Origin of the sequence: Devosia neptuniae (genome assembly GCF_025452235.1) — a bacterium.
Taxonomy (GTDB): Bacteria; Pseudomonadota; Alphaproteobacteria; order Rhizobiales; family Devosiaceae; genus Devosia.
The window spans coordinates 1,162,827-1,187,272 of sequence record NZ_CP104965.1 but is presented as its reverse complement, the minus strand read 5'-3'; the positions used below and the strand labels follow the sequence as shown (position 1 = coordinate 1,187,272).

Below are 24,446 nucleotides of genomic sequence, written 5' to 3'. Positions count from 1 at the left end.
CGTCCTTGAAAAAGCGCAAGCCAATCCGGACATTCATGGCGCGCGCACCACGGCATAGATCTCGTCGGGCAGCACGGCGGTGCCATCGATCAGGTCGAGAATCGGGATGACCATTTCGGCGGACGAGCCATCGGGGGAGCGTTTCATATTGGTCTCGGTGACGGAAAGGCCGGAAAAGCGCAGGGTGATGGTGCGCTTGGCAAAGAAAGCATCGAGCATCTGCTTGGTCTCGGCATCCAGCTCCTCGCCCATATCCACTTCGGTCTTCATCTCGGTGGTTGAAACCGAGATCCGCACCAGCCCGCGTCCGGCGCTGCGGAAATGCACCGGCGCTTCCACTTCGCCGAGGTCGAGGCTGGCAAAGCGCCCTTCCTGATCGACCAGACAGGTGGCGCTGCCATCCGGGTTTTCGGTGAGCTTGCCGCGGGTGCAGAAACGGTCATCGTCCTTGCTGCCGGCGGGGCCCGAATTCATCTTGAGCATGGCATAGAAATCGGCCGCCATGACCTGGGTGAGGCTGGCCTTGGCCGTGGTCGGGCTGGTCAGCGCGATATCCACCTTGGCGTCGATACAGCCGGTGAGCATCAGGCCCAGCCCGACCATGGCGGCGAGCTTGGCAAGCATTTGGGCGGCCATGATCGTCCTCTTGAAAAGTGCCGGCAATCTAGGGACCGCTATCGGGGAGGGCAAGTCAGGAGGTCGAGAGCAGCACGCGCACCGTGGCCACGGCAAAGAAAATCGTGCCCGCCGCCGCCACCAGCAGCAGCGCCCAGCGCGTCAGCCGGTCGGGCGGGCGCTTATTGGCGTGATAATCGTTCAGCGCCAGTTCGGCCTGCCCCAGAATGACCGGCACGCGCTGCGCCGCCTCGGCAAAAATGCTGAGCTGATCCCTGATATCCTGCACCCGGCCGAGCGGGCCTTCCTCCTTGCGCAGCCAATCGCCCACCACCGGCTCGGCCACGGTCCAGATGTCCAGCGACGGGTCGAGCGCCCGCGCGACGCCCTCCACCAGCACCATGGATTTCTGCAGCAGCACCAGTTCGGGCCGGGTCTGCATGTTGAACAGGTCGGTGATGACAAAGAGTTGTCCGAGCACCCGCGCCATGGAAATGTCCTGCGCGGTGCGGCCATGCAGCGGCTCGCCGATGGAGCGGATGGCGAGGGCAAAATCGTCGACCGACTGGTCCTTGGGCACATAGCCGATATCGAAATGGCGTTCGGCCACCAGGCGATAATTGCGGGTGATGAAGCCGTAAAGGATATCGGCGAGGAACCGGCGTTCCCGGCGATTGATGCGGCCCATAATGCCGAAATCCACCGCGATCACGTTCCCGGTGCGCGGATCGGCAAACAGGTTGCCCGGATGCATGTCGGCATGGAAAAAGCCGTCGCGAATGGCATGGCGCAAAAAGCTCTGCAGCACCTTGGCCGCCAGCGCCTTGCGGTCCACCCCGGCCGCATCGAGCGCGGCATGATCGCGGATCGGAATGCCATCAACCCAGGTCGTGGTCAGCACATTCTGCGCCACATGGTCCCAGCTGACGGTCGGGATGACGAAGCCGGTATCGTCCTTGATATTCTCGGCCATTTCCGAAATGGCGGCGGCTTCGAGCCGCAGGTCGAGTTCCAGCCGCGCCGAGCGGTCCAGCGTTTCCACCACCTGGGTCGGCTTGAGCCGCTTGGTGGAGAGCACGAAGCGTTCGGCCAGAGCCGCGCCGGCATAATAGCTTTCGATATCGGCCATGAAGCGCTGCGCCACGCCGGGCCGCAGGATCTTGACCGCCACGGTCCTGGGCAGCCCATTGGCCGGCACCAGCCGCGCCTTGTGCACCTGGGCAATCGAGGCCGCGGCAATGGGCGGGCTGAGTTCAGTCAGCTCCGCCGCCTTGCTTTCCAGCGCCTCGCTGAGGATGGCCGGCACCAGCGTGGCATCGAACGGGTCCATCTTGTCCTGCAGGCCCGCCAGATCGTTGGCGATCTGCGGCCCCACCACATCGGGCCGGGTGGCCAGCGTCTGGCCGAATTTGACATAGGTCGGCCCCAGCAGGTTGAGCGCCTTGTTCAGCCGTTCGACATGCCCGGTCTTGCGCACGCTGGGCCGCTCGATCAACCGCCCCAGCCAGATCCCGAGCTTGAGCGGCCCCGGCAGGTCCTTGGCCGAAACAATCGACAGCGCCCCCTCGCGCGCCAGCACATAGCCGGCCCGCGCCAGCCGGTAATAGGCGGAGATCAGCATGCGTTTTTCGCCAATACAATCACAGTGTCATTCCCGCGAAAGCGGGAACCTCCGTTAACCGGGCTCCCCAAGCAAACAGAGGTCCCCGCTTGCGCGGGGATGACATTGTGGCGGTGAGGGGCTTGGGTGGGAACGGCCGAGGCGCGTTGCAGCATCGAGCTCAAATCTTCCACCCCGAAAACAGCGCCGCGATATTGCCGGTATAGGGCGTGTGCTTGACCCGCTTGAACCCCGCTTCGGCCAGCATGCCCGAGAATATTGGCGGGCTGGGGAATTTGCGGATCGATTCGACGAGATACTGATAGGGCTGGCCGTCCCCGGTCACCATCTTGCCCATGGGCGGGATCACCCGGTCGGAAAAGGCATTGTAGAGGCTATCGAGCCCGGGCACGTCGACCTGGGAAAATTCGAGCACCAGGATGCGCCCGCCGCGCTTGAGCACGCGATGCGCCTCGCCCAAAGCCTGCTGGATACGCGGCACATTGCGGATGCCGAACGCGATCGTATAGGCGTCAAAGCTGTTGTCCGGGAACGGCAATTCCTCCGCATTGGCTTCGACGAAACTGGCCTGCGCCGGAAAGCGCCAGGCCTTGGCCCGCTCGGCGCCGACCCGCAGCATATCCGAATTGATGTCGGAGACCACGACCTCGGCATAGCCCACCGAGGCATTGATGATGCGTTCGGCCACGTCCCCCGTGCCGCCGGCCATATCGAGCACCTTATAGGGGCGCGAACCGGTCTTGGGCGGGGCGAGATCAGCCACCATGGCATCCTTCCAGATGCGGTGAATGCCCCCGCTCATCAGGTCGTTCATCAGGTCGTAGCGGTCGGCCACGTCGTGAAAGACCTTGTTGACCAGGCCCTGCTTGTCTTCGAGCGCCACGGTCTGTTCGCCGAAATGGGTGGTTTCACGCGCACCATTCATGGCATTGCTCGCTTCTCTTTTGCGTTTCGCGCGCACCATATAGAAGCGTTCCATGCTTTGCCAATTGCGCAAAGCGGCACAGTGGACACGAGGTTGAGATGCCCGAACTGCCCGAGGTCGAAACTGTCCGGCGTGGTCTTGAGCCCTGGATCGAGGGCGCCACCATCGACAAGGTCACGCTCAACCGCCCCGACCTGCGCTTCCCCTTCCCCAAGGATTTGCAGTCGGCCCTTGAGGGGCAAAAAATAGTCTCGGTGGGTCGCCGCGCCAAATATCTGCTGATCGGGCTGTCCAATGGCAAGACAGTGCTCAGCCATCTGGGCATGACCGGCAGCTATCGCTTTGCCGAACACGGCATCGACAAGCCGCCGCGCTATTATGAAGTCGAACCCACGCCCAAGCACGACCATATGGTCTGGGACATTTCCCACCCCAAGCATGGCAAATCCCACCTCATCTATGCCGACCCCCGCCGCTTCGGCTTTGTCGATCTCTATGATCACGTCGAGGACAGCCCCTATCTTAAGGGTCTGGGGCCAGAGCCCTTGGGCAATGATTTCAACGCCGATGAAATGGCCGAGAAATTCACCGGCAAAAAGACCCCGATCAAGGCGGCCCTGCTCGATCAGCGCGTCGTGGCGGGGCTAGGCAATATCTATGTCGCCGAAGCCCTGCACCGCGCCCATATCCTGCCCACGGTGCTCGCCGGCACCCTGGTCACCGCCAAGGGCAAGCCCAAGCCGGTGCTGGAAGACCTCGCCCATGCCGTCCGCCAGGTGCTGATCGAAGCCATCGAAGTGGGCGGCTCCACCCTGCGCGATTTCCGCAATGCCGAAGGCGGCTCCGGCTATTTCCAGCACCGCTTTGCCGTCTATGACCGGGAAGGCGAACCCTGCCCCACCCCGCTCTGTACGGGCACGATCCAGCGCATCGTCCAATCGGGGCGATCCACGTTCTTTTGTCCGGTGTGCCAGAAGAAGGCTTAGCCCGAAAAAGCCGGGGCGAGCAGTAAGATCACGCCGATCGCGGCGATGAGCAGGCCCGGCCAATTGGCCTTGAGGCCAAGAAAGCCCATGCCACGGCGGCGCGGCTCCAGTGTCCGACCGGCGGGGTCGTTGGCGGAGGCGTGCGGGTCAGTCATCCGACCGCGAAAGATCGCCGCCAATGCCATATAAATCAGACCGGCGGCCACAAGCAGGGCGCCAATAAGCGTGGTGGTTGCCATCGCTGCCTCCTCGATAGTGCAAAACGGGATGCCGCACGCTTCGTTCCGGCTGTGGGGCACACGTCTATCCAACCCGGGTAACACCCGTGTGTTTGGCGAGGCGGGTGGCTGTGCTAGTATTCGCGTCCAACATGGCAAGCATGCATCCCCATGCGCCCCCTGAATCCAGTTGACGCTTCCCCCCTTTCCCCTATAGACCGCCCCACTTGGCGGCTTGACGTAAGGCCGCCGCTTTCATTTCATCCCGGACGGTGCGCTGCCAAGGCGCCTTCGGCCGGTTGGACGCCAAGAGGACCGTTATGGCCAATACGCCGTCAGCCAAAAAGGCTACCCGCAAGATCGAAGCCCGCACCGCGGTCAACAAGTCGCGCCGCTCGCGCGTCCGCACCTTCATCCGCAAGGTTGAAGAAGCCATCGTGGCCGGCGATCATGCCGTGGCCTTTGCTGCCCTCAAGGCTGCCGAGCCCGAAATTCACCGTGCAGCCACCAAGGGCATCGTTCATGCCAATCTGGCGGCCCGCAAGGTCAGCCGCCTCAATCACCGCGTCAAGGCTCTCGCCTGATCGGTTGAGCCCTGCGCAGCGTGGCTGCGGCAGGATGATGATGGGCTCCCTCGGGGGCCCATTTTCTTTGCCCTTCCGTCTGCCGGAATCGTGGCAAGGATTTTCCGCCTTGACGGTTTGATGTCATCGGGATGACGCGATTGCGACATAACGGTCGTTTCACCCATCCTTGCAAAATGCTCAGCGCGCGCAAGGATTTGTGAGCCCATCCGGGGTTTTTGCAATTGTCACGAAGCCGTTGGAACCACTCCAGGCCGTGGTTTATGGAAATATAATTTTGGTTAAGTCGCAGCCCTTGTGACAAGAATCTGCATGGAGTCACAGAGCCTTGCCGGAGCCAGGTTTTACCGGGGCCGGGTGGCGGAAAAGACATAGTCAGAGTCAAGCCCCCATTTTCGGAAAAGGGGCATTGCCCCCCTAAAATCGACCCACTACTATGTCCTGGTCAGCTCGAAAACGGGGGCCATCAAGGACCTTCTCAGCGAGCGGATGGGGTCATATTCGGGGCGTTTGTTTTGGGCGCGTTTCGGCAGCAATGCCGGGGCGGTTTTTCCGGTAATCCGGGCAAATTGGGTTCAGTAGAGCGCCGGCCGTTTCGGTCCGGCTTCACGTCAAAGAGTAATGCAGGCTAACGGTGGCGTTCCCATCGGAGCTGGAGTTTTGCGTCCGGGTCATCGGGCGCCCCGGCGAAGCTATGGCCATTGGACGGGCAAGTCCAAGCGGGGTGGCGAGAACGAAGAACCAAGGGGCCGGCGCTTTCGCTACCCGGCTTGGACAGTCACTTGGCCGGGCTTTGCGGACCGGTCGAAACAACAGCACATGGGGCACTCACGATGATGATGCAGACCGCCGGAAAGGATGATTGGGGAAGTCCCCAGCCGTCCTCCACCACTCCGACACCTAAAGGCGAAATGTCTGTCATGATCACATCCGGCTCCGAAGCACAGCGCGACCTCTTCAACCGGGTGCGCGCCCGCCTCAAGGCCGGCGTTGGCGAAGATGTGTTCACCTCCTGGTTCGCCCGGCTTGAGCTGGAAGAAATCGTCGACGATCTGGTGCATCTGTCGGCGCCCACGCGGTTCCTGTGCTCCTGGGTGCAGTCCAATTATGCCGATCGCATCATCGAATCCTTCCGCCAGGACGTCGATGTCGTCACGCGCCTCCAGGTAACCCTGCGCGTCAATGGCCAGGCCACCAAGAAGCTGGCGCCCGCCGCCGAGATCGCGCCCAGCGGCGATGCGACTGCCCCCACCGCCGTCGCCGCTGCGCCCCAGATGCCCGCCACGCCGCGTCTCGTGCGTGACAATAGCGCTTCCAAGGGCGATGCCCTGGCCGGCAGCGCCATCGATCAGCGCATGACGTTTGAAACCTTTGTGCCCGGCGCGGCCAATGAAATGGCCTTCGGCGTCGCCAAGCAGATCGCCCACGCTGCCGCCAACAATTCGGTGACCTTCAATCCGGTCTATATTCATTCCACGGTCGGCCTGGGCAAATCCCACCTGCTCAACGCCATCGCCCATGCCGTGCAATCGGCCGATGCATCCAAGAACATCGTCTATCTGACCGCCGACCATTTCATGTACCATTTCATCACCGCCGTGCAGCGCCAGTCCGCGCTCGGCTTCAAGGAATGGCTGCGCCGGGTCGATCTGCTGCTGATCGATGACATGCAATTCCTGCAGGGCAAATCCGCCACCGAATTCGGCCATACGCTGGGCACCCTGCTCACCGGCGCCAAACAGGTCGTCGTGGCCGGTGACGCGCCGCCGCGGGATCTCGAAATGATCGACGAGCGCATCCGCTCGCGCCTCTCGGGTGGGCTGGTCGTGCCGATCACCGGCTTTGACATGGAATTGCGCCGCGCCATCGTGCAGCGCCGCGCCGACCAGGCCAGTGCCCGCTACGGCATGCATTTCCCCACCCCGGTCATCGATTACGTTTCGCGCGCCGTGGTCAGCCATGGCCGTGATCTCGATGGCGCCGTCAATCGCCTCGTCGCTGCCAACCAGCTGACCGGCGAATTGATCACCGTGCCCTTGGCCGAAAAGACCCTGGCCGACCTGATCCGCGCCCGCGACGCCAAGCGCGTCCGCATCGAGGACATCCTCAAGATCGTCTCGCGCCATTACAAAGTGCCGCGCAACGAATTGCTCTCGGCCCGCCGCAGCCGCGACGTGGTGCGCCCGCGCCAGATCGCCATGTTCCTCGCCAAGGCGCTGACTTCCCGCTCGCTCCCCGAAATCGGCCGCCGCTTCGGCGGACGCGATCACACCACGGTCCTCCATTCGGTGCGCAAGGTGGAATCGATGATGAAGGACGACATCGAGCTCTGCCAGGAGATCGAATTGCTCAAGCGCATGCTGGAAGAATAGGTTCTTCCCCTCTCCCCTTGAGGGAGAGGGACGATCATTCTGCGTTCAGCAGAATGATCCGGGTGAGGGTGCTGCGCCCTCCCATGCTTTGCTGCTCGTTGCGGGCGCTGGACCCCTCATCCGCCCCTGCGGGGCACCTTCTCCCACAAGGGGAGAAGGAAGGGAGCAAAAAATCTCTCTTTGTGGAATCCCTGCGGCAAACCGCCTGCTGCCCTTGCCTTTGCGGTCACAAATTGTAAATGTCCAACCCCGGCTTGCCGGGGTTTTTTGTCGCTCCCAAGGGCGGCTCGCGTAGTGCCAAGGATTGATCGTCAATGAAAGTCACGCTCGAACGCAATCATCTGCTCAAGTCGCTGAGCCATGTGCATCGCGTGGTCGAGCGGCGTAATACCTACCCCATTCTCGCCAACGTGCTGTTCAAGGCCAGCGAGGACCGGGTGGAGCTGCGCGCCACCGATCTCGATATCGAAGTGACCGAGGCCGTGCCGGCCATGGTCTCCACCCCCGGCACCACCACCGTGCCCGCCCACACGCTCTACGAAATCGTGCGCAAGCTCAGCGATGGCGCCGAAGTGCGCTTGGAAACCGATGGCGGCGAGAACATGGTGCTCACCTCCGGCCGCTCGCGCTTCAACCTGGCCTGCCTCAGCCCCGACAGTTTCCCAGATCTGAAATCCGGCAGCTTCGGCCATGAATTCGCCATTGCCGCCTCCGCCCTGCGCGAGCTGATCGAGCGCACCCAATTCGCCATCTCCAACGAAGAGACACGCTATTATCTCAACGGCATCTATTTCCATGCCGTGGAAAACTCCGCCACCGGCACCGTGCTGCGCGCCGTCGCTACCGATGGCCACCGCATGGCCCGCGCCGAAATCGAAGCGCCGACCGGCGCCAAGGGCATGCCCGGCATTATCGTGCCGAAAAAGACCGTCGGCGAAGTGCAAAAGCTCCTCGATGGCGCCGAAGGCGAGGTCAAGGTCGAGGTTTCCGACACCAAGATCCGTTTCACCGTCGGCCCCGTGGTGCTGCTCTCCAAACTCATCGAAGGTACCTTCCCCGATTACGATCGGGTGACCCCCAAGAACAACGACAAGCAGATGAATGTCGACCGGGCGAGCTTTGCTACCGCTGTTGATCGCGTCTCCACCATTGCCTCGGATCGCGGTGGCAAGGCCGTCAAGCTCTCCGCCAAGGATGGCCTGCTCGAACTCTCGGTCACCAATCCCGACCACGGCACGGCCAGCGAAGAACTCGCCGTCGAATTCGACACCGATGGGTTCGAGATCGGCTTCAACGCGCGCTACCTGCTCGACATTATCGGCCAGATCCGCAGCGAAAGCGCCATCTTCATGTTCAACGACGCCGGCTCTCCCACGCTGGTCAAGGACGAAGGCGAGACCAAGGCGCTGTATGTCCTGATGCCGATGCGGGTTTGATCGACAGATCGAGCCGCAAACGCGATGCCTCCCTTCTCCCCTTGAGGGAGAAGGTGCCCGAAGGGCGGATGAGGGGTCCTGCAATGCTGACTGCAACAACCCCTCACCCGTCTCGGCTGCGCCGATCCACCCTCTCCCTCAAGGGGAGAGGGAAGGCTCCGAACGCCGTGCGGCTCCGGCGGCCAATCATGGGCGCATGTGCCGGGATAGGCCCATATTGACCCGCCACCTCTCCCGCCTCCGCCTCACCGCCTTCCGCAATTATACGGCGGCGGCTTTGGACCTCGATGATCGCCATCTGGTCCTCACTGGCCCCAATGGCGCCGGCAAGACCAATCTGCTTGAAGCGGTGAGCCTGCTCTCGCCCGGCCGCGGCCTGCGCCGCGCCAGCCTCGACACCGTCCAGGCCCAGGGCAGCGATATCGGCTGGGCGGTCGCGGCAACCGTCGAAACCGATGACGGCCCCGCCGATATCGGCACCGGCACCACGCCGGACGGCGGCCGCCGCGTGCGCATCAATGGCGCCAATGCCCGCTCCATCGAGGCGATGAGCGATTATCTGCGCGTGCTCTGGCTCACCCCGGCCATGGACGGCCTCTTCTCCGGCCCCGCCAGCGACCGTCGCCGCTTTTTGGACCGCCTGGTCACCACGCTCATCCCCAGCCATTCCTCGTCGGTTTCCGACTATGACAAGGCCATGCGCCAGCGCAATCGCCTGCTTGAGGAGGGCGGCGACGCCCGTTGGCTCTCAGCCATCGAAGTCCAGCTCGCCGAACTCGGCGCCTCCATCCATCTGGCCCGCACCGATAGCCTCACGCATTTGCAGGCGCTGATCGAACAAAGCCTGGATGACTCGAGTTTTCCCGCCGCCCATCTGGCGCTGACGCCATTGTTTGAAAACGAGGCGGAGCCCAGTTCCTCGGCGGCGCTCGAAACGGCGCTGATCGAGACGTGGCAGGGCTCGCGCGCCCTTGATCGCGCCGCCGGACGCACCATATCTGGACCACACCGTGTTGATCTCGAAGTGACCTATGCCCAAAAGGGCATGCCGGCCGCCCTGGGCTCGACCGGCGAGCAGAAAGCCTTGCTGATCGGGCTGATCCTGGCCCATGCCAGATTGGTCAAATTGCGCACTGCGATCACCCCATTCCTGCTGCTCGACGAAATCGCCGCCCATCTCGATCCGGACCGCCGCCGGGCCCTGTTTTCCGCCCTCGACGGGCTGGGGACGCAATGTTTCCTCACCGGCACCGATCGGCTCCTGTTCGAGGCCCTCGGCCCCCGCGCCCAGACCATCACGGTGCGCGACGGACGGCTCTATAAGGATTGAAGGGGGCCGTCACAGTAGACCTCATGGTGAGCTTGTCGAACCACGAGGTCGTGCCGCCGAGGCCGGCATCGTGCCACGCCCTCGTCCTTCGACAGGCTCAGGATGAGGTCTACTGCGGGGACTTTTGCGCCTGCCCTCAAAACCGACGGGCATCCCCGGTCAAAAGCCCCTAAAAAGGCCATTTTGCTTGGGGATAGACCCCGCTTCCGTTAGAACTAATTCACTCTGAAACGACCTGATTCGGACCCCATGACCGATAGCGAAATTCCCGTCCCGACCGAATATGATGCCGACAGCATTAAAGTGCTCAAAGGGCTCGATGCCGTGCGCAAGCGCCCCGGCATGTATATCGGGGATACCGATGACGGATCGGGCCTGCATCACATGGTCTATGAGGTGGTCGACAACGCCATCGACGAGGCCCTGGCGGGCCATGCCGACCTCGTGACGGTGACGCTGAATGCCGATGGCTCGGTCACGGTGACTGATAATGGCCGCGGCATTCCGGTGGGTATCCACAAGGAAGAGGGCGTTTCGGCGGCCGAGGTCATCATGACCCAGCTGCATGCCGGCGGTAAGTTCGACCAGAATTCCTATAAGGTTTCGGGGGGCCTCCATGGCGTGGGCGTGTCCGTGGTGAACGCGCTCTCGGTCTGGCTCAAGCTCAAGATCCGCAGCGGCGGCCAGATCCACGAGATGAGCTTCACCCATGGCAATGCCGATGCGCCGCTCAAGGTCACCGGCACCTATGAAGGGCGCAACGGCACCGAGGTCAGCTTCATGCCCTCGTCCGACACCTTCACCATGATCGACTTCGATTTCAAGACGCTCGAACATCGCCTGCGCGAGCTGGCCTTCCTCAATTCGGGGGTGCATATCCTGCTCGCCGATCGCCGCCACCCCGAGCCGGTCGAGATCGACCTGTTCTATGAGGGGGGCTGGAAGCCTTCGTCAATTATCTCGACAAGTCCAAGCAGGCCGTCATCGATCGCCCGATCACCATGATATCGGAAAAGGACGGCATCACCGTCGAAGTGGCGCTGCAGTGGAACGACAGCTACCACGAAAACGTGCTCTGCTTCACCAACAACATCCCCCAGCGCGATGGCGGCACGCACCTTGCCGGCCTGCGCGGCGCCCTGACGCGCCAGGTGGTCGGCTATGCCGAAAGCTCGGGCATTTCCAAAAAGGAAAAGGTCTCAGTCACCGGCGATGACACGCGCGAGGGCCTGACCTGCGTGCTGTCGGTAAAGGTCCCCGATCCGAAATTCTCCTCGCAGACCAAGGACAAGCTGGTCTCCTCCGAAGTGCGCCCCGTCGTTGAAAACATCGTCAACGAAAAGCTGGGCCAGTGGTTCGAGGAACATCCCAACGAGGCCAAGATCATCGTCGGCAAGGTGGCTGAAGCCGCCGCCGCCCGTGAAGCCGCCCGCAAGGCGCGTGAACTGACCCGCCGCAAGGGGGCGCTGGAAATTTCCTCCCTGCCCGGCAAGCTCGCCGATTGCCAGGAACGCGATCCCGCCAAGTCCGAAATCTTCATCGTCGAGGGCGACTCGGCCGGTGGCTCCGCCAAGCAGGGGCGCGACCGTTCCAATCAGGCCGTGCTGCCGCTGCGCGGCAAGATCCTCAATGTGGAACGCGCCCGGTTTGATCGCATGATCTCCTCCGACCAGGTCGGCACGCTGATCACCGCGCTGGGCACCGGCATTGGCCGCGAAGAGTTCAACGCCGATAAGCTGCGCTACCACAAGATCATCATCATGACCGACGCCGACGTGGACGGCGCCCATATCCGCACGCTGCTACTCACCTTCTTTTATCGGCAGACGCCCGAGCTGCTGGAGCGCGGCCATATCTACATCGCCCAGCCCCCGCTCTACAAAGCCATGCGCGGCAAGTCCGAGCAGTATTTGAAGGACGAGGACGCCCTCAACGATTATCTGATCGAGGCGGGGCTGGACGAAGCCGTGTTCACCACGCGCGACGGCCACCAGCATGCGGGCGCGGACCTGCAAGCCATCGTGCAGCAGGCGCGCAACATTGTGGGCGCCATCAACAATCTCAACACGCGCTACAATCGCAGCCTGGTTGAACAGGCCGCCATTGTCGGCGGGCTCGATCCCGAGGGCCTGAACGATCCGAGCCGCATCAGCGGCACCATGGACCGTATCGCCAACCGGCTCGACCGCATCTCGGACGAGCTGGAACGCGGCTGGTCGGGCGTCATCACCGATGAAGAGGGCCTGGCCTTCTCGCGCACCGTGCGCGGCGTCGCCGAAACCCACCAGCTCGACAAGGCCCTGTTGCAAAGCGCCGACGCGCGCAAGCTGCGCCAATTGGCCGAGCGCCTCGACGAGATCTATGGCGGCGTGCCGACTTTGACCCGCAAGGGCGAAACCATCCAGATTTTCGGACCATCGAGCCTCTTCAAAGCCGTCACCGATGCGGGCCGCAAGGGCGTGTCGCTGCAGCGCTACAAGGGCCTGGGCGAAATGAACGCGTCCCAGCTCTGGGAAACCACGCTCGACCCCAATGCCCGCACCCTGCTCAAGGTGGAAATCAACGAAACCACCGAAGCCGACGCCATCTTCACCGCCCTGATGGGCGATCTGGTCGAACCCCGCCGCGACTTCATCCAGGACAACGCCCTCAGCGTGAGCAATCTGGACGTCTGATGGGTTAGGCCGGGGCATTGCGGCTGCGGCCAGTCGCCCTTGGCGACGAGGCTGCGGTCCGCGCTGCGACCCGCGAACTGGCCGAAGAGGGTTTCACTTTCGCCCTCGGTCTCGACGCGGCAAGCTCGTTTGCCGACTACGTGGCCCGTCTCGATGCCCGGCGGCACGGGCGGGGCCTGACAGCGGGCGCGGTACCCGAAACCTTCCTCCTCGCCGAAGTCGACGGCCAAATCGTCGGCCGCCTGTCGCTGCGCCACGCGCTCAATGATCAATTGCGCACCAATGGCGGCCATATCGGCTTTGGCATCTTGCGCTCACACCGCCGCCGAGGCCACGCCTCCGAAATCCTGCGCCAGGCCCTTATCCTCGCCCGCGACCTCGGCATTGAGCGCGTCCTGCTCACCTGCAACGAGAGCAATGCCAGCTCGCGGCGCGTGATCGAAAGCCAGGGCGGTGTCTTTGGCGGGCATTCACCCACCGATCCCGCCAAGCGTCTGTATTGGATAGCGCTGTAGTCCAAACCGCTTCCGCCATCAGCGCAGAATCAAGCTACGGTGCAGCGCACCAACGCGAGCGACACCATGAGCACCACAATCGCCCAAACCTATATGCAAGCCTGGCTCGCCCGGGACGAGGCGCTGTTTCTCAGTCTGCTGGCCCCAGATGTGCTGGTCGTCGAAAGCTACGGCCCGGTCTATCGTGGCCATGCCGAATGCATGGCCTGGTTCAAGGCCTGGCACGAGGCCCCCAATCTCGGTCGCGTGACGCGATGGGATCTGGGGCGGTCCTATTTCGACGCCGAGCGCTCGGCGGTATTTTGCGAGTGGGATTTCGAGTGCGAATACGAAGGCAAAACCGGCGGCTTCCTGGGCTCCAGCCTTTATCTGCTACGTGATGGCCTGATCGCCGAGCTGCACGAATACAAAACCGAACGGGAACAATATCGGCCTTATCAGCTGCCCTAGCGGGCAATCGCCGCGCCGCAGGAGCCGCGCCCTGAACAATGCGTTCTTGCCATCTGGCTTTTTCCCGCGCCAGCGGCGACATATCTAGCAAAGGCCCCGCCATTGGGGCCAAGCACACGGGTCCCCGCCATGAAAAAGATCGGTTTTCTGTCCTTCGGCCATTGGTCGCCCTCGCCACAGTCCGGCACCCGTACGGCGGGCGATGCACTGCTGCAGTCGATCGATCTGGCGGTCGCCGCCGAGGAATTGGGGGCCGATGGCGCCTATTTCCGCGTGCATCATTTCGCCCGCCAGCTGGCCTCGCCCTTCCCGCTCCTCGCTGCCATCGGCGCCCGGACCAAAACCATCGAGATCGGCACCGCGGTCATCGATATGCGCTACGAAAACCCGCTCTACATGGCAGAGGATGCCGGCGCGGCCGATCTGATCGCCGGCGGCCGGTTGCAATTGGGCATCAGCCGCGGCTCCCCCGAACAGGTCATCGATGGCTGGCGCTATTTCGGCTATGCCCCGGCCGAAGGCCAGACCGACGCCGATATGGCCCGCAGCCAGACCGAGGTGCTGCTTGAAGTGCTCAAGGGCCACGGCTTTGCCGAGCCCAATCCGCGCCCGATGTTTCCCAATCCGCCCGGCAAGCTGCGGCTCGAACCGTTTTCCGAGGGCCTGCGCCAGCGCATCTGGTGGGGCGCCGCGACCGACGCCACCGCCATCTGGGCGGCCAAGCTGGGCATGCATCTGCAAAGCTCGACACTGAAATTCGACGAAAGCGGCAAGCCCTTCCATATCCAGCAGGCCGAACAGATCCGCGCCTTTCGCGCCGCCTGGAAAGAGGCCGGCCACGCCCATGAGCCGCGCGTCTCGGTCAGCCGCTCGATCTTTGCCCTGGTCAACGACACCGACCGCGCCTATTTCGGCGGCGGCGGCCGCGAAGAGGATAGTTTTGGCTATATCGAGCCGGAAAAGCGCGCCGTGTTCGGCCGCGGCTATGCCGCCGAACCCGATGTGCTGATCAAGGAACTGGCGGCCGACGAAGCCATTGCCGAAGCCGATACCCTGCTGCTCACCGTGCCCAACCAGCTCGGCGTCGAATACAATGCCCATGTCATCGAGTCGATTTTGAAGCTGGTGGCCCCGGCGCTGGGCTGGCGCTGAACGGCATAGCAACAAGCCCGGGAGGCTGGTTTGGCAAACAGCGGGAAGTGGTTGCGCGACAGCCGCGACATTGTTCGCCGGTTGACTGCGGATGGCTTCTGCTTGTTTCGACCCGTGGTTCGCACCATAAGTATAGGCATCCCGCGAGCGGCAGGACCGTTATCCTGCCGCATCCGCGCAAGGATATTCCGGCCGGTACGGTCCGTTCGATCTACCGTCAGGCCGGTTGGAGCGAGAATGACGATGCATGACGCCCATTATATCGCCCTGATCCACAAGGACGCCGATTCCGGTTATGGCGTGTCCTTTCCCGATGTCGCGGGCGTCATTGCCGTTGCCGACACGCTGGACGAAGCCATTGCCGAAGCCGCTGCGGCTTTGGCTTTCGCGTTTGAAGACTGGTCCGGTCCCCTGCCGGTCGCGCGGAGTCTGGAAACTCTGCGCGGGGACGCTCAATTCCAGGCCATGGCCGAGGATGCCGTGATTGCCGCTGTACGCCCGTCGCGCGAATATTATCACGCCGCCGAATAACCCCGCCCACCGCAATGTGATCGCCCCCTTGTTGCCCACCGGCAACAGGGGCCGCATAACCGGGAAATCCTCACATAAACCGGCCACAATTTCCCATGAGAACGCTGCTGTAGCCGCGCAGGAAGCGCCCCCTTGTCAATCAGCACGGGAATGATGCGCCAGCGGACGGCTTGGTCGCCTTTAGGGTTTGCTAACCTCTTTGTTTGCCATCATGGCTTATGAGAGTAGAAGGCAAGGCTCAGGCTCTTTCTATTTCGGGTTCGATTGATGGATTTTCGCATTTCCGCCGATGATCGCGTTGGCGCCCAGCCCAAGGGCAAGCCGGCTGCGGCCAGCCGCGCCAAGGGCGGCGAGCGCGTCGAGCCCTCCATGGGCAAGGCGGTCGGCGTTTTTGTCGATGACGAACGCTCCGGCGGCGCCTCCCCCAATCCCAAGGGCAAGCCGCCCAAGCAACCCCGCCGCGGCAAAGCCTCGGTCGCCCGCGAGAAAAAGCCAAAAAAACGCCGCTCGCGCACCGGCGGCTTCCTCATGGGCATTTTCTATTGGGGCTTCGTGCTTTGCCTGTGGGCCGGCATCGCTGTCATCGGCGTCGTGGTCTATTACGGCGCGCAATTGCCCTCGTCCAACACCTGGGCCATTCCCGATCGCCCGCCCAATATCCGCATTCTGGCGGCTGACGGGAGCTTGATTTCCAATCGCGGCCAGACCGGCGGCGAAGCGATCACCTATCGCGAATTGCCCTATTATGTGCCCGCGGCCATCATCGCCAGCGAAGACCGCCGCTTCATGAGCCATTTCGGCGTCGACCCCATTGGCCTGCTCGCCGTGGCCGCCGAAAGCGTGCGGGCGCGCGGGGTCACCCGTGGCGCCTCCACCATCACCCAGCAGGTGGCGAAAAACCTCTTCCTCACCCCCGACCAGACCCTGGGCCGCAAGATCCAGGAAATGATCCTGGCCGTATGGCTGGAGCAGAATTTCACCAAGGAAGAAATTCTCGAACTCTATATGAACCGCGTCTATTTCGGCGCCGGCGCCACCGGCATCGAGGCCGCTGCGCAGACCTATTTCGGCGTTTCCGCGCGCAACCTCTCGCTCGGCCAGGCCGCCATGCTGGCCGGCATTCTGCCCGCGCCCTCGGCCTATAATCCAAAATCCAATCCGAAACGCGCCAAGGAACGCCAGCGCCTGACGCTCAATTCCATGGCCGAGGAAGGCTATATCACCCGCGAGGAAGCCACCGCCGCCCAGATCGATCCCAACCAATCCGTGCGCACCCGCGTTGCGGGTTCGGAATCCTATGTCGCCGACTGGGTCGAAAGCCTGATGACCGCCTATATTGGCGAGATCGATACCGATGTGGTGGTGCAGACCACCATCGACTGGAAAATGCAGAAGGACGCCGAGTTCATCGTCAAGGAATTGGTGGCGTCCGAAGGCCCCAAGCGCGGCTTCAATCAGGGTGCCTTGGTGGCCATGGATGTCGATGGCACGGTGCGCGCCATGGTGGGTGGCGTCGATTATCAGGCCAGCCAATATAACCGCGCCGTCACCGCCAAGCGCCAGCCCGGCTCGACCTTCAAGCCTTTCGTGTATCTGGCGGCCATGGAAAAGGGCTATACGCCCGACACTTTGGCCGAAGATGCCCAGTTCGAATATAATGGCTGGAGCCCGCGCAATGCCTCGGGCAAATATGCCGGCACGGTGACGTTGCGGCAGGGCCTGGCCTATTCGCTCAATACCATTGCGGCGCGCCTCGCCATCGACGTCACGCCCCAGGCCGTGGTCGACGTGGCCACCCGCATGGGCATTTCCAGCCACCTGACTGCCGTGCCCTCCATTGCTTTGGGCACCCAGGAAGTGAACCTGCTCGAATTGACCGGCGCCTACGCTCCCTTCGCCAATGGCGGCATGGGCGTCATTCCCAATGTCATCACCAAGATCGAGACCAAGGACGGCAAGCCGCTTTACGAAGCCTCCGATGCCGGCCCCGGCCGCGTCATCGCCCCCAATGTGCTCGACGAAATGAACGACATGTTGGAAACCGCAGTCGAAGTGGGCACCGGCAAGGGCGCCAATCTCAATGGCTGGCAGTTCGGCGGCAAGACCGGCACCTCGCAGAATGCCCGCGATGCGCTGTTTGTCGGCTATACCGCCGCCATGGTCACCGGCGTCTGGCTGGGCAACGACAATGACACCAAGACGACCCTGTCGGGCGGTAACGTGCCGGCCGTCATCTGGTCTGAGTTCATGACCAAGGCCCATGCCGGCAAGCAGATCGCCCAGATCCCGCACGGCTCCTATGACAATAGCCAGACCGTGGCGCAGCCTGTTGTCGATCCGGCCACCGGCCAGCAGGTCATCGATCCCGCGACCGGCCAGCCCATGGTCCAGCATGTCGATGCCCAGACCGGCCAGCCGGTGGCGCCGCCATCCAACCAGCCAATCCAGACCGGCCAGATGGTCGATCCCATGACCGGCTTGCCGGTAGGCCAGCAGGTCGTCGATCCTAATGCCCAGGCCATCGATCCGGCCACGGGAATGCCCATGCAGCAGGGTGGGGGTTTCCAGCAAGGTCCTGCGGTCGGTGTCGGCACCACCGCGCCGATCGATCCCGATACCGGCATGCCCATGGTGCTGGTGGTCGATCCCTCCACCGGCCAGCAGGTCTGGGTCCCCTCGGCCCCGGCCCAGCAGCAGCAACAGGGCCAATTCGCCCCGCCCCAGCCGGTCGGCGGCGACCAGGTCATCTACCAGGAGCCCGAACAGCCACAGCAGCGCACGCTGATGGACCTGATCTTCGGGAATTAGGGCCGCCTGTCAGGCCAACGCAATCTGCACCCAGCTCGGCTCCGCCGGGCTGGGTGTTGTCATTTCAGGGTGAGCTGGGCCGCAATAGCGGCCTTGTCGATCACCGACCAGACGGCCGCGATCCGCTCGCCGGTAAATTGGTAAAAGACATTCTCGCTGAACGAGACGCGCCTGCCATTGACCGCAAGACCAAAGAGCATGCCCTTGGGCGTGCAGTTGAATTGCAGCCGGCTCGCGATCCGCGGCGGCTCGGACACCAGCAGCTCGATATCGAAATGAAGATCGGGAATCGCCCGAAAATCCTCCTCCAGCATGCTGCGATATCCTGATAGCCCGATCCGCTCGCCATTGTAGTGAACGTCCTGGGCAACGAACTGCCCCAGTCGCGGCCAATCCTGACTGTTGAGACAGGCAATATAGCCCCGGTAGATATCGGCGAGGATTGTATTGGTCATGAAGGCACCATGCTCATTCGATCGCGGGGCCATGCTGAACCCGCCCGGCCCGCGGCTCAACAAAAAACGGGACCGCCTTGGGCGATCCCGTTTGTCCTATTGCAGCACCACGATCGGCGCGCCCGACGGCACCCGATCATACAAGTCGATCACATCCTGAAACAGCAAGCGCACGCAGCCGCTCGACACGGCCTGCCCGATGGACAGCACATCCATATTGCCATGGATGCGATAGAGCGTGTCCGTATTGCCCTGATGGATATAGAGCGCCCGCGGCCCCAGCGCGTTCTCCAGCCCCGGCGGCTGGCCATGGCGATAGATTTCCAGTTCCGGCTGCCGGACGATCATGTCCGCAGGCGGCGTCCACACCGGCCATTTGCGCTTATAGGCCATATGCGCACGTCCTTCCCAGGCAAAGCCGGCCCGCCCGATCCCCACGCCATAGCGCATGGCGCGGCCATTCGGTAGCGTCCAATAGAGGAAGCGGTTGGCCGTATCGACAATGATCGTGCCCGGCGCTTCGCCAGTCTCATTTGCCACTTCCTGGCGCCGGTAGATCGGATTGAGCAGTTCCACTCGCGCGGCCGGAATGGGGAATTGCTCATCCGGCAGCGGGCCATACATGGCCAGCGCTTCGGGCGTCACGTCATAGGTTATTGGCCCGGACGGAACGACGGGGCGCTGAGTGGGTGTCGTCGTGGTGCAACCGGCGAGCGCGAGCGCAGCAAAGCTTGCGCCACCCGCCAGCAATTGCCGCCGCGTCAGCGACGGGGTGAGAACAGAAAGGGTCATGAAAAATGTCTTTCGGCGGCCGCAATGCGGGCCGCTTGGAGGAGAGGTCAGCTTTTCGCGAGCGAAAAGCGCGGGTGAGAAAGGCGCAAACGCGCCGGGACCTAGCCCGCTATGGGTGGCTTGAGCTGTTCGAGGATCAGCCGCGACGCGGTGAACTGCTCGATTTGGCTGGTATATTCATCGCTGGCATCGTCAAATGGCGCGACGCAGGCATCCGCCAGAATGCCGGGATGCCCATTGCAGGGCATGACAATCCCGGTCTGCTTCTTGCCGCAGACCTTGAACGACACCACCGGATCGCTCTCGGCGGCTGGCGCAAAGCAAACATCATCCGCGGCTGTGATCGCCACGCTGGGCACATCGCTCGAATAGGCCATGGCATAGCCACTCGCCCCGCCCCAGACCGAGGCGAGCGTAAAAAGCACGGCAATGACAGGCAAAAAGCGCTGCATGGCCGTTCTATAGGGGGCGCAGGGCAGGCGATCCACCGAGGTCACGCAGGTGTGACCTGGCTTGGGCGTGATAGCCGGAGAGCCGATGCGATCCCCTCCCCTTGAGAGGAGGGAGGCGCGTCGGGGCTTGTGGGCCTATCGCGTCGAAGGATCGACACCCTTATAGGTCGCCGGAATCGAGAAATAGGCGCGCGGGATCTGCACGTCTTTTTCCACATCATAGAGCGAGAAGGTCAGCTCGGCCCCGCTGGGCTCCACCAGGCTCCATTGCGCCAGATCGAAGGTCGTGGTGTCGAAAATCAGCGACACCTGCACCGTGCCGGCCACGGTCTGGTCGACCACGGTGATCGACATATAGCCGTCCGAATTGGTGACATTGACCACATTGGCGGTGAGCAGGTCGATCTTGTCGCCGAGGAACTGGCGCAGCGGGATCGTATCCTGGGGATAGGCGTAATAGGTCTCGTCCTTGCGATTGAGCACATAAAAGCCGCGGCCCACTGAGACGATTTCCTCGCGGCTGGGCGGGTTGTAGCGGAACCGCACCTTGTCTGGGCGCTCGAGAAAGAAGGTGCCCTCGGTGCGCCCGCCATTGGTGTCGATCTGCAGGAACCGGCCCGCCATGGAGCGGATCGCCGAATTGTGCTGATTGATATTGGCAATGAGCTGCTGCTCCTCGGCACTCAGCGCCCGATCAAGCGCAAAGGCGGGCAGGCTCAGGGCAAGGGCAGTGGACAGACCGAGCAGCAGGGCATCGCGGCGAATCATGAAAATCTCTGTTCCTGGCTGAGGGTGAGGTGACCCTAACCTAGAAAACAATTGCGGCAACAGCTGGAAGGTTGCATTCACGGAGCGTTCATCCACCATGCCAGGCGGACGCCTTGGGAGAGATGGAATGCTGCGCTTGTCGATTGCACTGGGGTTTGCGGCGATGACCGCCTTGCCGGCCCTGGCGGCGCTGCCGCCGCAATATCAGCGGCAAAAGGAATTGCAGGCGATCATCGCCGATGCGGCGGTGGTCGATGCCTTCGGGTTTGACGGCATTGGGGCGGTGGAATTCGTCGCGCCCGATCTCTATCGGGTGACCGGCGGGAGCTGCACGCTCGAGGTCAAAATCCTCGATGTGCCTAATAGCCACGGCGACGGCTGGGCCGGCCCAAGGGAATTTGCGCTCGAGGTGGGTGAACCCGTCTGCAAGTGAGTTTTTTGGCATTCGGACAAGGATAGCCCCGATCCAGTCTCCTCCCCTCAAGGGGGAGGGAGGTCAGCTTTTCGCTAGCGAAAAGCGGGGATGGGGGTTCTGCGGCATTCACAAACGCCATGCGGGTGGGGAGTTCAGAACCCCCACCCTCAATCCCTCCCCTCAAGGGGGAGGGAGGTCAGCTTTTTTGCGAACGCGAAAAAGCGGGGATCGGGGCTCACTTGGAGCCTAGTCTGATCCCACCAAAATCTCGCGCTTGCCGGCATGGTTGGCTTGGCTGATGACGCCTTCGCGTTCCATGCGTTCGATTAGGGTCGCCGCCTTGTTATAGCCGATGGCCAGGCGCCGCTGGATATAGGAGGTGGAGGCCTTCTTGTCGCTCAGCACGATATGGACGGCCTTGTCGTAGAGCTCGTCGCCCGAGCCGGCGTAATCGTCGCCGCCGCCATCGCTGTCGCCGCCGAATTCGCCGCCTTCTTCGTCATCGGCAGTGATGGAATCGAGATAATCGGGCGTGCCCTGGCTCTTGAGGTGGGCGACCACGGCTTCCACTTCCGCATCCGATACGAACGGGCCGTGCAGGCGCTTGGTGCGGCCGCCCGAGGCCATATAGAGCATGTCGCCATTGCCCAGCAGCTGCTCGGCGCCCTGCTCGCCCAGAATGGTACGCGAATCGATCTTGGACGTGACCATGAACGAGATACGCGTGGGGAAATTGGCCTTGATCGTGCCAGTAATGACGTCGACCGAGGGGCGCTGGGTGGCGGTGATGATGTGGATGCCGGCGGCGCGAGCCATCTGGGCGAGGCGCTGGATGGCCCCCTCGATATCCTTGCCGGCCACCATCATCAGGTCGGCCATTTCGTCGACGATCACCACGATATAGGGCAGCACTTCGAGGTTGAATTCCTCGCTCTCGAAAATGGCTTCCCCGGTTTCGCGGTCAAAGCCGGTTTGTACCGTACGGGTGATGACCTTGCCCTCGGCGGCGGCTTCACTGACGCGCTGGTTGAAGCCGTCGATATTGCGCACGCCGATCTTGCTCATCTTGCGATAGCGATCTTCCATCTCGCGCACCGCCCATTTGAGCGCCACCACCGCTTTTTGCGGGTCGGTGACGACGGGGGTCAGCAGATGGGGAATGCCGTCATAGATGCTCAGTTCCAGCATCTTGGGATCGATCATGATCATGCGGCACTGCTCGGGCGTCATCTGGTAGAGCAGGCTCAAAATGAAGGTATTGATACCCACCGACTTGCCCGAGCCGGTGGTGCCGGCGATGAGCAGATGCGGCATACGCGCTAGATCGGCAATCACCGGCTCGCCGCCAATGGTTTTTCCGAGGCAGATGGGCAGCTTGCCCTTCATCTTCTCGAAATCGGAGCTGGCCAGCATTTCGCGGAAATAGACGGTTTCGCGGTTCTGGTTGGGCAGCTCGATACCAATGGCATTGCGGCCCGGGACCACGGCGACGCGGGCGGAGATCGCTGACATGGAGCGGGCAATATCGTCGGCCAGCGAAATGACGCGGCTCGATTTGATGCCCGGCGCGGGTTCGAGTTCAAACAGGGTCACGACGGGACCCGGGCGGACATTGATGATGTCGCCCTTGACGCCGAAATCTTCCAGCACGCCTTCGAGCTGGCGGGCCATTTCTTCCAGGCGCTCGGGCGCATGCTCGGGCGAGGGGCCCTTGTGACGCGGCTCGGCCAGCAGGCTCAGCGGCGGCAGTTCAAACCCGCCGGGCTCGTCGAGGAAGGAGCTTTGCGCTTCGCGCGCCATGCGATTGCCCGGCACGGGACGCGGCGCAGGCGCAGTGACGCGCGGCTTGGTCGGATCAGCCGGGTGGAAGCGGGAATCCCCCTGCTGGCGGTGGTTGACGACCGACGGCGGCAGCGGCGCATCGGGCACGAAGGGAATGGAATCCTCATCGGGCTCGTCGGGATAATCGACTTCGGTATCGTCATAGCTGGGCCGCGCATTGATGCGGGGCGAGACATCGCCGGGCGCGGCAAATCCCGGCTCGACCTGCGGCGCGCTGGGCGAATGGATGCGACGCTGCGGAGCATCGAAGGAGGGCTCGCCACGCGGAGAGACGACAGGGGCGCGGCCATCAAGGCTGGGCTCCAGATCATCATCACGCCAGGGCGCGGCATCGGCAGCGCGCTTTTCGGCATGGCTGGCGCGGGCGCGGCGGAAGGCGGTGCGCAGCGAATAGCCCATGTGCACCATGGCGCCGAGGGCAATGTCGACGATCGGGTTGGTTTCCGGCTCGTCATCGGCTTCAACCGGGGCGGCGGTGGATTTGCGGCCGGCAGCGGCGGCTTGCGCCTTGCGCGGCGCGGTGGAAACGGTGCTGCCGAGGCCCATGCCGATCCAGAACAGCGCCAAAGCGGGGGCCGAAATGATGATGGCGAACAGCGCCGACGTGACCGCCTGCGGCTGGGCGCCGGTGATCATGGTGGCAAGGGTCATGAAGCCGGTGCCGACGAGGCCACCGAGCCCGGTGGGCAGCGGCCAGGTTTCGGGCATGGCAACGAAGGAAAAGACGCCGGTGGCCAGGATCGTGGCGCCCAGCCAGCCGATCAGGCGCAGGCCCATATGGGTGGGCACGCGGCGGCGCACCATGGCCCAGCCCCAGAGCGCGGGCGGCACCATCAGCACCAGGGCGGCAAGGCCCAGGGTCTGGAACAGGATGTCGGCAATGGCCGAACCGGGAAAGCCCAGCCAATTGGCCGCCGGCTTGCTCGTGGCATAGGAGAAACTGGGATCGTCCACCGACCAGGACGCGAGCGCAGCAAGGCAGATCGCGACGAGACCGAGCAGCACGAAGCCGACCAGCCGCATGGGAATGCGAGATCGACAAAGCAGGCGGCGGCGCCGGCATGGCCTTGGCCCCGCTGCGTGTGCCGCGCTGCGGCAGGGATCGGATTTCGTCGAGCACTGGTGCGGGATGGCTGGGCATGGAGCAAACTCAATACTGCCCGGAATTGACCGGGCCCAATTGAACTCATGCTAGCGGGACCGGGTTAACCCAAGGCTAACCATGGGGACGGGGATGGGCATTTGGGTGAAGGGGAGCGGGCGGTGATCCCGCCACCTACCGCTCTCCATCTATCACCGACGCTCCCCCGCCCACGGTTCTCCCTCGGGCCTGACCCGAGGGCCACCCTCAGCTCGGCACAAATGACGAGAGGCCCTCGGGTCGAGCCCGAGGGAAAGCGGTTGGTGGGTAGATCGGTGGCGATGAGGGATAGATCGGGGATAGAGGAGGATGGATGCGGGCAAAAAAGAAAAGGCCCGCCACGAGGGGCGGGCCAGGTCGCCG

At 63.1% G+C, this 24,446-nt stretch carries 21 protein-coding genes and 1 pseudogene; 13 read left to right on the top strand and 9 right to left on the bottom strand.

Annotation, left to right across the window (positions count from 1 at the left end):
- Positions 1-33: 33 nt before the first annotated feature.
- From N8A98_RS08485 to ubiE, 3 genes are all read right to left on the bottom strand, one after another.
- Entirely contained in the window at positions 34-636 is a 603-nt protein-coding gene (locus tag N8A98_RS08485; RefSeq protein ID WP_262170634.1) for a hypothetical protein, read from the bottom strand.
- Positions 637-691: 55 nt separating this feature from the next.
- Positions 692-2,236 carry a 2-polyprenylphenol 6-hydroxylase gene (gene ubiB, locus N8A98_RS08480; RefSeq protein WP_262170633.1) on the bottom strand — a complete coding sequence of 515 codons (1,545 nt, stop codon included), beginning with the start codon at positions 2,234-2,236 and terminating at the stop codon, positions 692-694.
- Positions 2,237-2,396: 160 nt separating this feature from the next.
- Positions 2,397-3,200: a bifunctional demethylmenaquinone methyltransferase/2-methoxy-6-polyprenyl-1,4-benzoquinol methylase UbiE gene (gene ubiE / locus N8A98_RS08475; protein ID WP_390888815.1), complete on the bottom strand. Its 804-nt coding sequence runs from the start codon at positions 3,198-3,200 to the stop codon at positions 2,397-2,399.
- A gap of 59 nt (positions 3,201-3,259) precedes the next feature.
- Here ubiE and mutM point away from each other — a divergent pair, with 59 nt between their 5' ends.
- On the top strand, positions 3,260-4,147 hold the full coding sequence (gene mutM, locus N8A98_RS08470; RefSeq protein WP_113121927.1) for a bifunctional DNA-formamidopyrimidine glycosylase/DNA-(apurinic or apyrimidinic site) lyase: 888 nt from the start codon (positions 3,260-3,262) through the stop codon (positions 4,145-4,147).
- Here the strand turns inward: mutM and N8A98_RS08465 are convergent.
- Entirely contained in the window at positions 4,144-4,386 is a 243-nt protein-coding gene (locus N8A98_RS08465) for a hypothetical protein (RefSeq protein WP_262170629.1), read from the bottom strand. The genes mutM and N8A98_RS08465 overlap by 4 nt on opposite strands.
- Before the next feature lie 299 nt (positions 4,387-4,685).
- On the opposite strand from N8A98_RS08465, the gene rpsT reads away from it, so the two are divergent.
- The 11 genes and pseudogenes from rpsT (at position 4,686) to N8A98_RS08410 (ending at position 18,218) form a co-directional block, all read left to right on the top strand.
- Positions 4,686-4,949 carry a 30S ribosomal protein S20 gene (gene rpsT, locus N8A98_RS08460; protein ID WP_113121929.1) on the top strand — a complete coding sequence of 88 codons (264 nt, stop codon included), beginning with the start codon at positions 4,686-4,688 and terminating at the stop codon, positions 4,947-4,949.
- Between the two features lie 920 nt (positions 4,950-5,869).
- Complete coding sequence (gene dnaA, locus N8A98_RS08455; protein WP_262170627.1) at positions 5,870-7,321, top strand: chromosomal replication initiator protein DnaA; 1,452 nt, start codon at positions 5,870-5,872, stop codon at positions 7,319-7,321.
- 314 nt (positions 7,322-7,635) lie between these two features.
- Positions 7,636-8,757 carry a DNA polymerase III subunit beta gene (dnaN, locus tag N8A98_RS08450; protein ID WP_262170625.1) on the top strand — a complete coding sequence of 374 codons (1,122 nt, stop codon included), beginning with the start codon at positions 7,636-7,638 and terminating at the stop codon, positions 8,755-8,757.
- 217 nt (positions 8,758-8,974) lie between these two features.
- Complete coding sequence (gene recF / locus N8A98_RS08445; protein WP_262170624.1) at positions 8,975-10,087, top strand: DNA replication/repair protein RecF; 1,113 nt, start codon at positions 8,975-8,977, stop codon at positions 10,085-10,087.
- Positions 10,088-10,336: 249 nt separating this feature from the next.
- Positions 10,337-12,762, top strand: a pseudogene (gyrB, locus tag N8A98_RS08440) (DNA topoisomerase (ATP-hydrolyzing) subunit B).
- Positions 12,763-12,779: 17 nt separating this feature from the next.
- On the top strand, positions 12,780-13,277 hold the full coding sequence (locus N8A98_RS08435; RefSeq protein ID WP_262170622.1) for a GNAT family N-acetyltransferase: 498 nt from the start codon (positions 12,780-12,782) through the stop codon (positions 13,275-13,277).
- 66 nt (positions 13,278-13,343) lie between these two features.
- Positions 13,344-13,727 carry a nuclear transport factor 2 family protein gene (locus N8A98_RS08430; protein ID WP_262170620.1) on the top strand — a complete coding sequence of 128 codons (384 nt, stop codon included), beginning with the start codon at positions 13,344-13,346 and terminating at the stop codon, positions 13,725-13,727.
- A gap of 129 nt (positions 13,728-13,856) precedes the next feature.
- Positions 13,857-14,879, top strand: a complete 1,023-nt coding sequence (locus N8A98_RS08425; RefSeq protein ID WP_262170619.1) for an LLM class flavin-dependent oxidoreductase — start codon at positions 13,857-13,859, stop codon at positions 14,877-14,879.
- Between the two features lie 47 nt (positions 14,880-14,926).
- Entirely contained in the window at positions 14,927-15,130 is a 204-nt protein-coding gene (locus N8A98_RS08420) for a type II toxin-antitoxin system HicA family toxin (RefSeq protein WP_315974537.1), read from the top strand.
- Positions 15,117-15,410 (top strand): type II toxin-antitoxin system HicB family antitoxin, encoded by a 294-nt coding sequence (locus N8A98_RS08415; protein ID WP_262170618.1) that lies wholly within the window; start codon positions 15,117-15,119, stop codon positions 15,408-15,410. The genes N8A98_RS08420 and N8A98_RS08415 overlap by 14 nt, the downstream gene beginning before the upstream one ends.
- Positions 15,411-15,677: 267 nt before the next feature.
- Entirely contained in the window at positions 15,678-18,218 is a 2,541-nt protein-coding gene (locus N8A98_RS08410; RefSeq protein WP_262170616.1) for a transglycosylase domain-containing protein, read from the top strand.
- A 59-nt stretch (positions 18,219-18,277) separates the two neighbouring features.
- On the opposite strand, the gene N8A98_RS08405 is transcribed toward N8A98_RS08410, so the two are convergent.
- The 4 genes from N8A98_RS08405 to N8A98_RS08390 all read right to left on the bottom strand — a co-directional run bounded on the left by N8A98_RS08405 (position 18,278) and on the right by N8A98_RS08390 (position 20,685).
- Entirely contained in the window at positions 18,278-18,673 is a 396-nt protein-coding gene (locus N8A98_RS08405; RefSeq protein ID WP_262170615.1) for an ester cyclase, read from the bottom strand.
- Between the two features lie 96 nt (positions 18,674-18,769).
- Entirely contained in the window at positions 18,770-19,465 is a 696-nt protein-coding gene (locus N8A98_RS08400) for a L,D-transpeptidase (protein WP_262170613.1), read from the bottom strand.
- 101 nt (positions 19,466-19,566) lie between these two features.
- Positions 19,567-19,917, bottom strand: a complete 351-nt coding sequence (locus N8A98_RS08395; RefSeq protein ID WP_262170612.1) for a hypothetical protein — start codon at positions 19,915-19,917, stop codon at positions 19,567-19,569.
- Between the two features lie 135 nt (positions 19,918-20,052).
- Entirely contained in the window at positions 20,053-20,685 is a 633-nt protein-coding gene (locus tag N8A98_RS08390; protein WP_262170610.1) for a LolA family protein, read from the bottom strand.
- A 127-nt stretch (positions 20,686-20,812) separates the two neighbouring features.
- Here N8A98_RS08390 and N8A98_RS08385 point away from each other — a divergent pair, with 127 nt between their 5' ends.
- Positions 20,813-21,118 carry a hypothetical protein gene (locus N8A98_RS08385; RefSeq protein ID WP_262170609.1) on the top strand — a complete coding sequence of 102 codons (306 nt, stop codon included), beginning with the start codon at positions 20,813-20,815 and terminating at the stop codon, positions 21,116-21,118.
- 228 nt (positions 21,119-21,346) lie between these two features.
- Here the strand turns inward: N8A98_RS08385 and N8A98_RS08380 are convergent, their stop codons facing one another.
- Positions 21,347-23,965, bottom strand: coding sequence for a DNA translocase FtsK (locus N8A98_RS08380; RefSeq protein WP_262170607.1), 2,619 nt, complete (start codon positions 23,963-23,965; stop codon positions 21,347-21,349).
- Between the last annotated feature and the right edge of the window lie 481 nt (positions 23,966-24,446).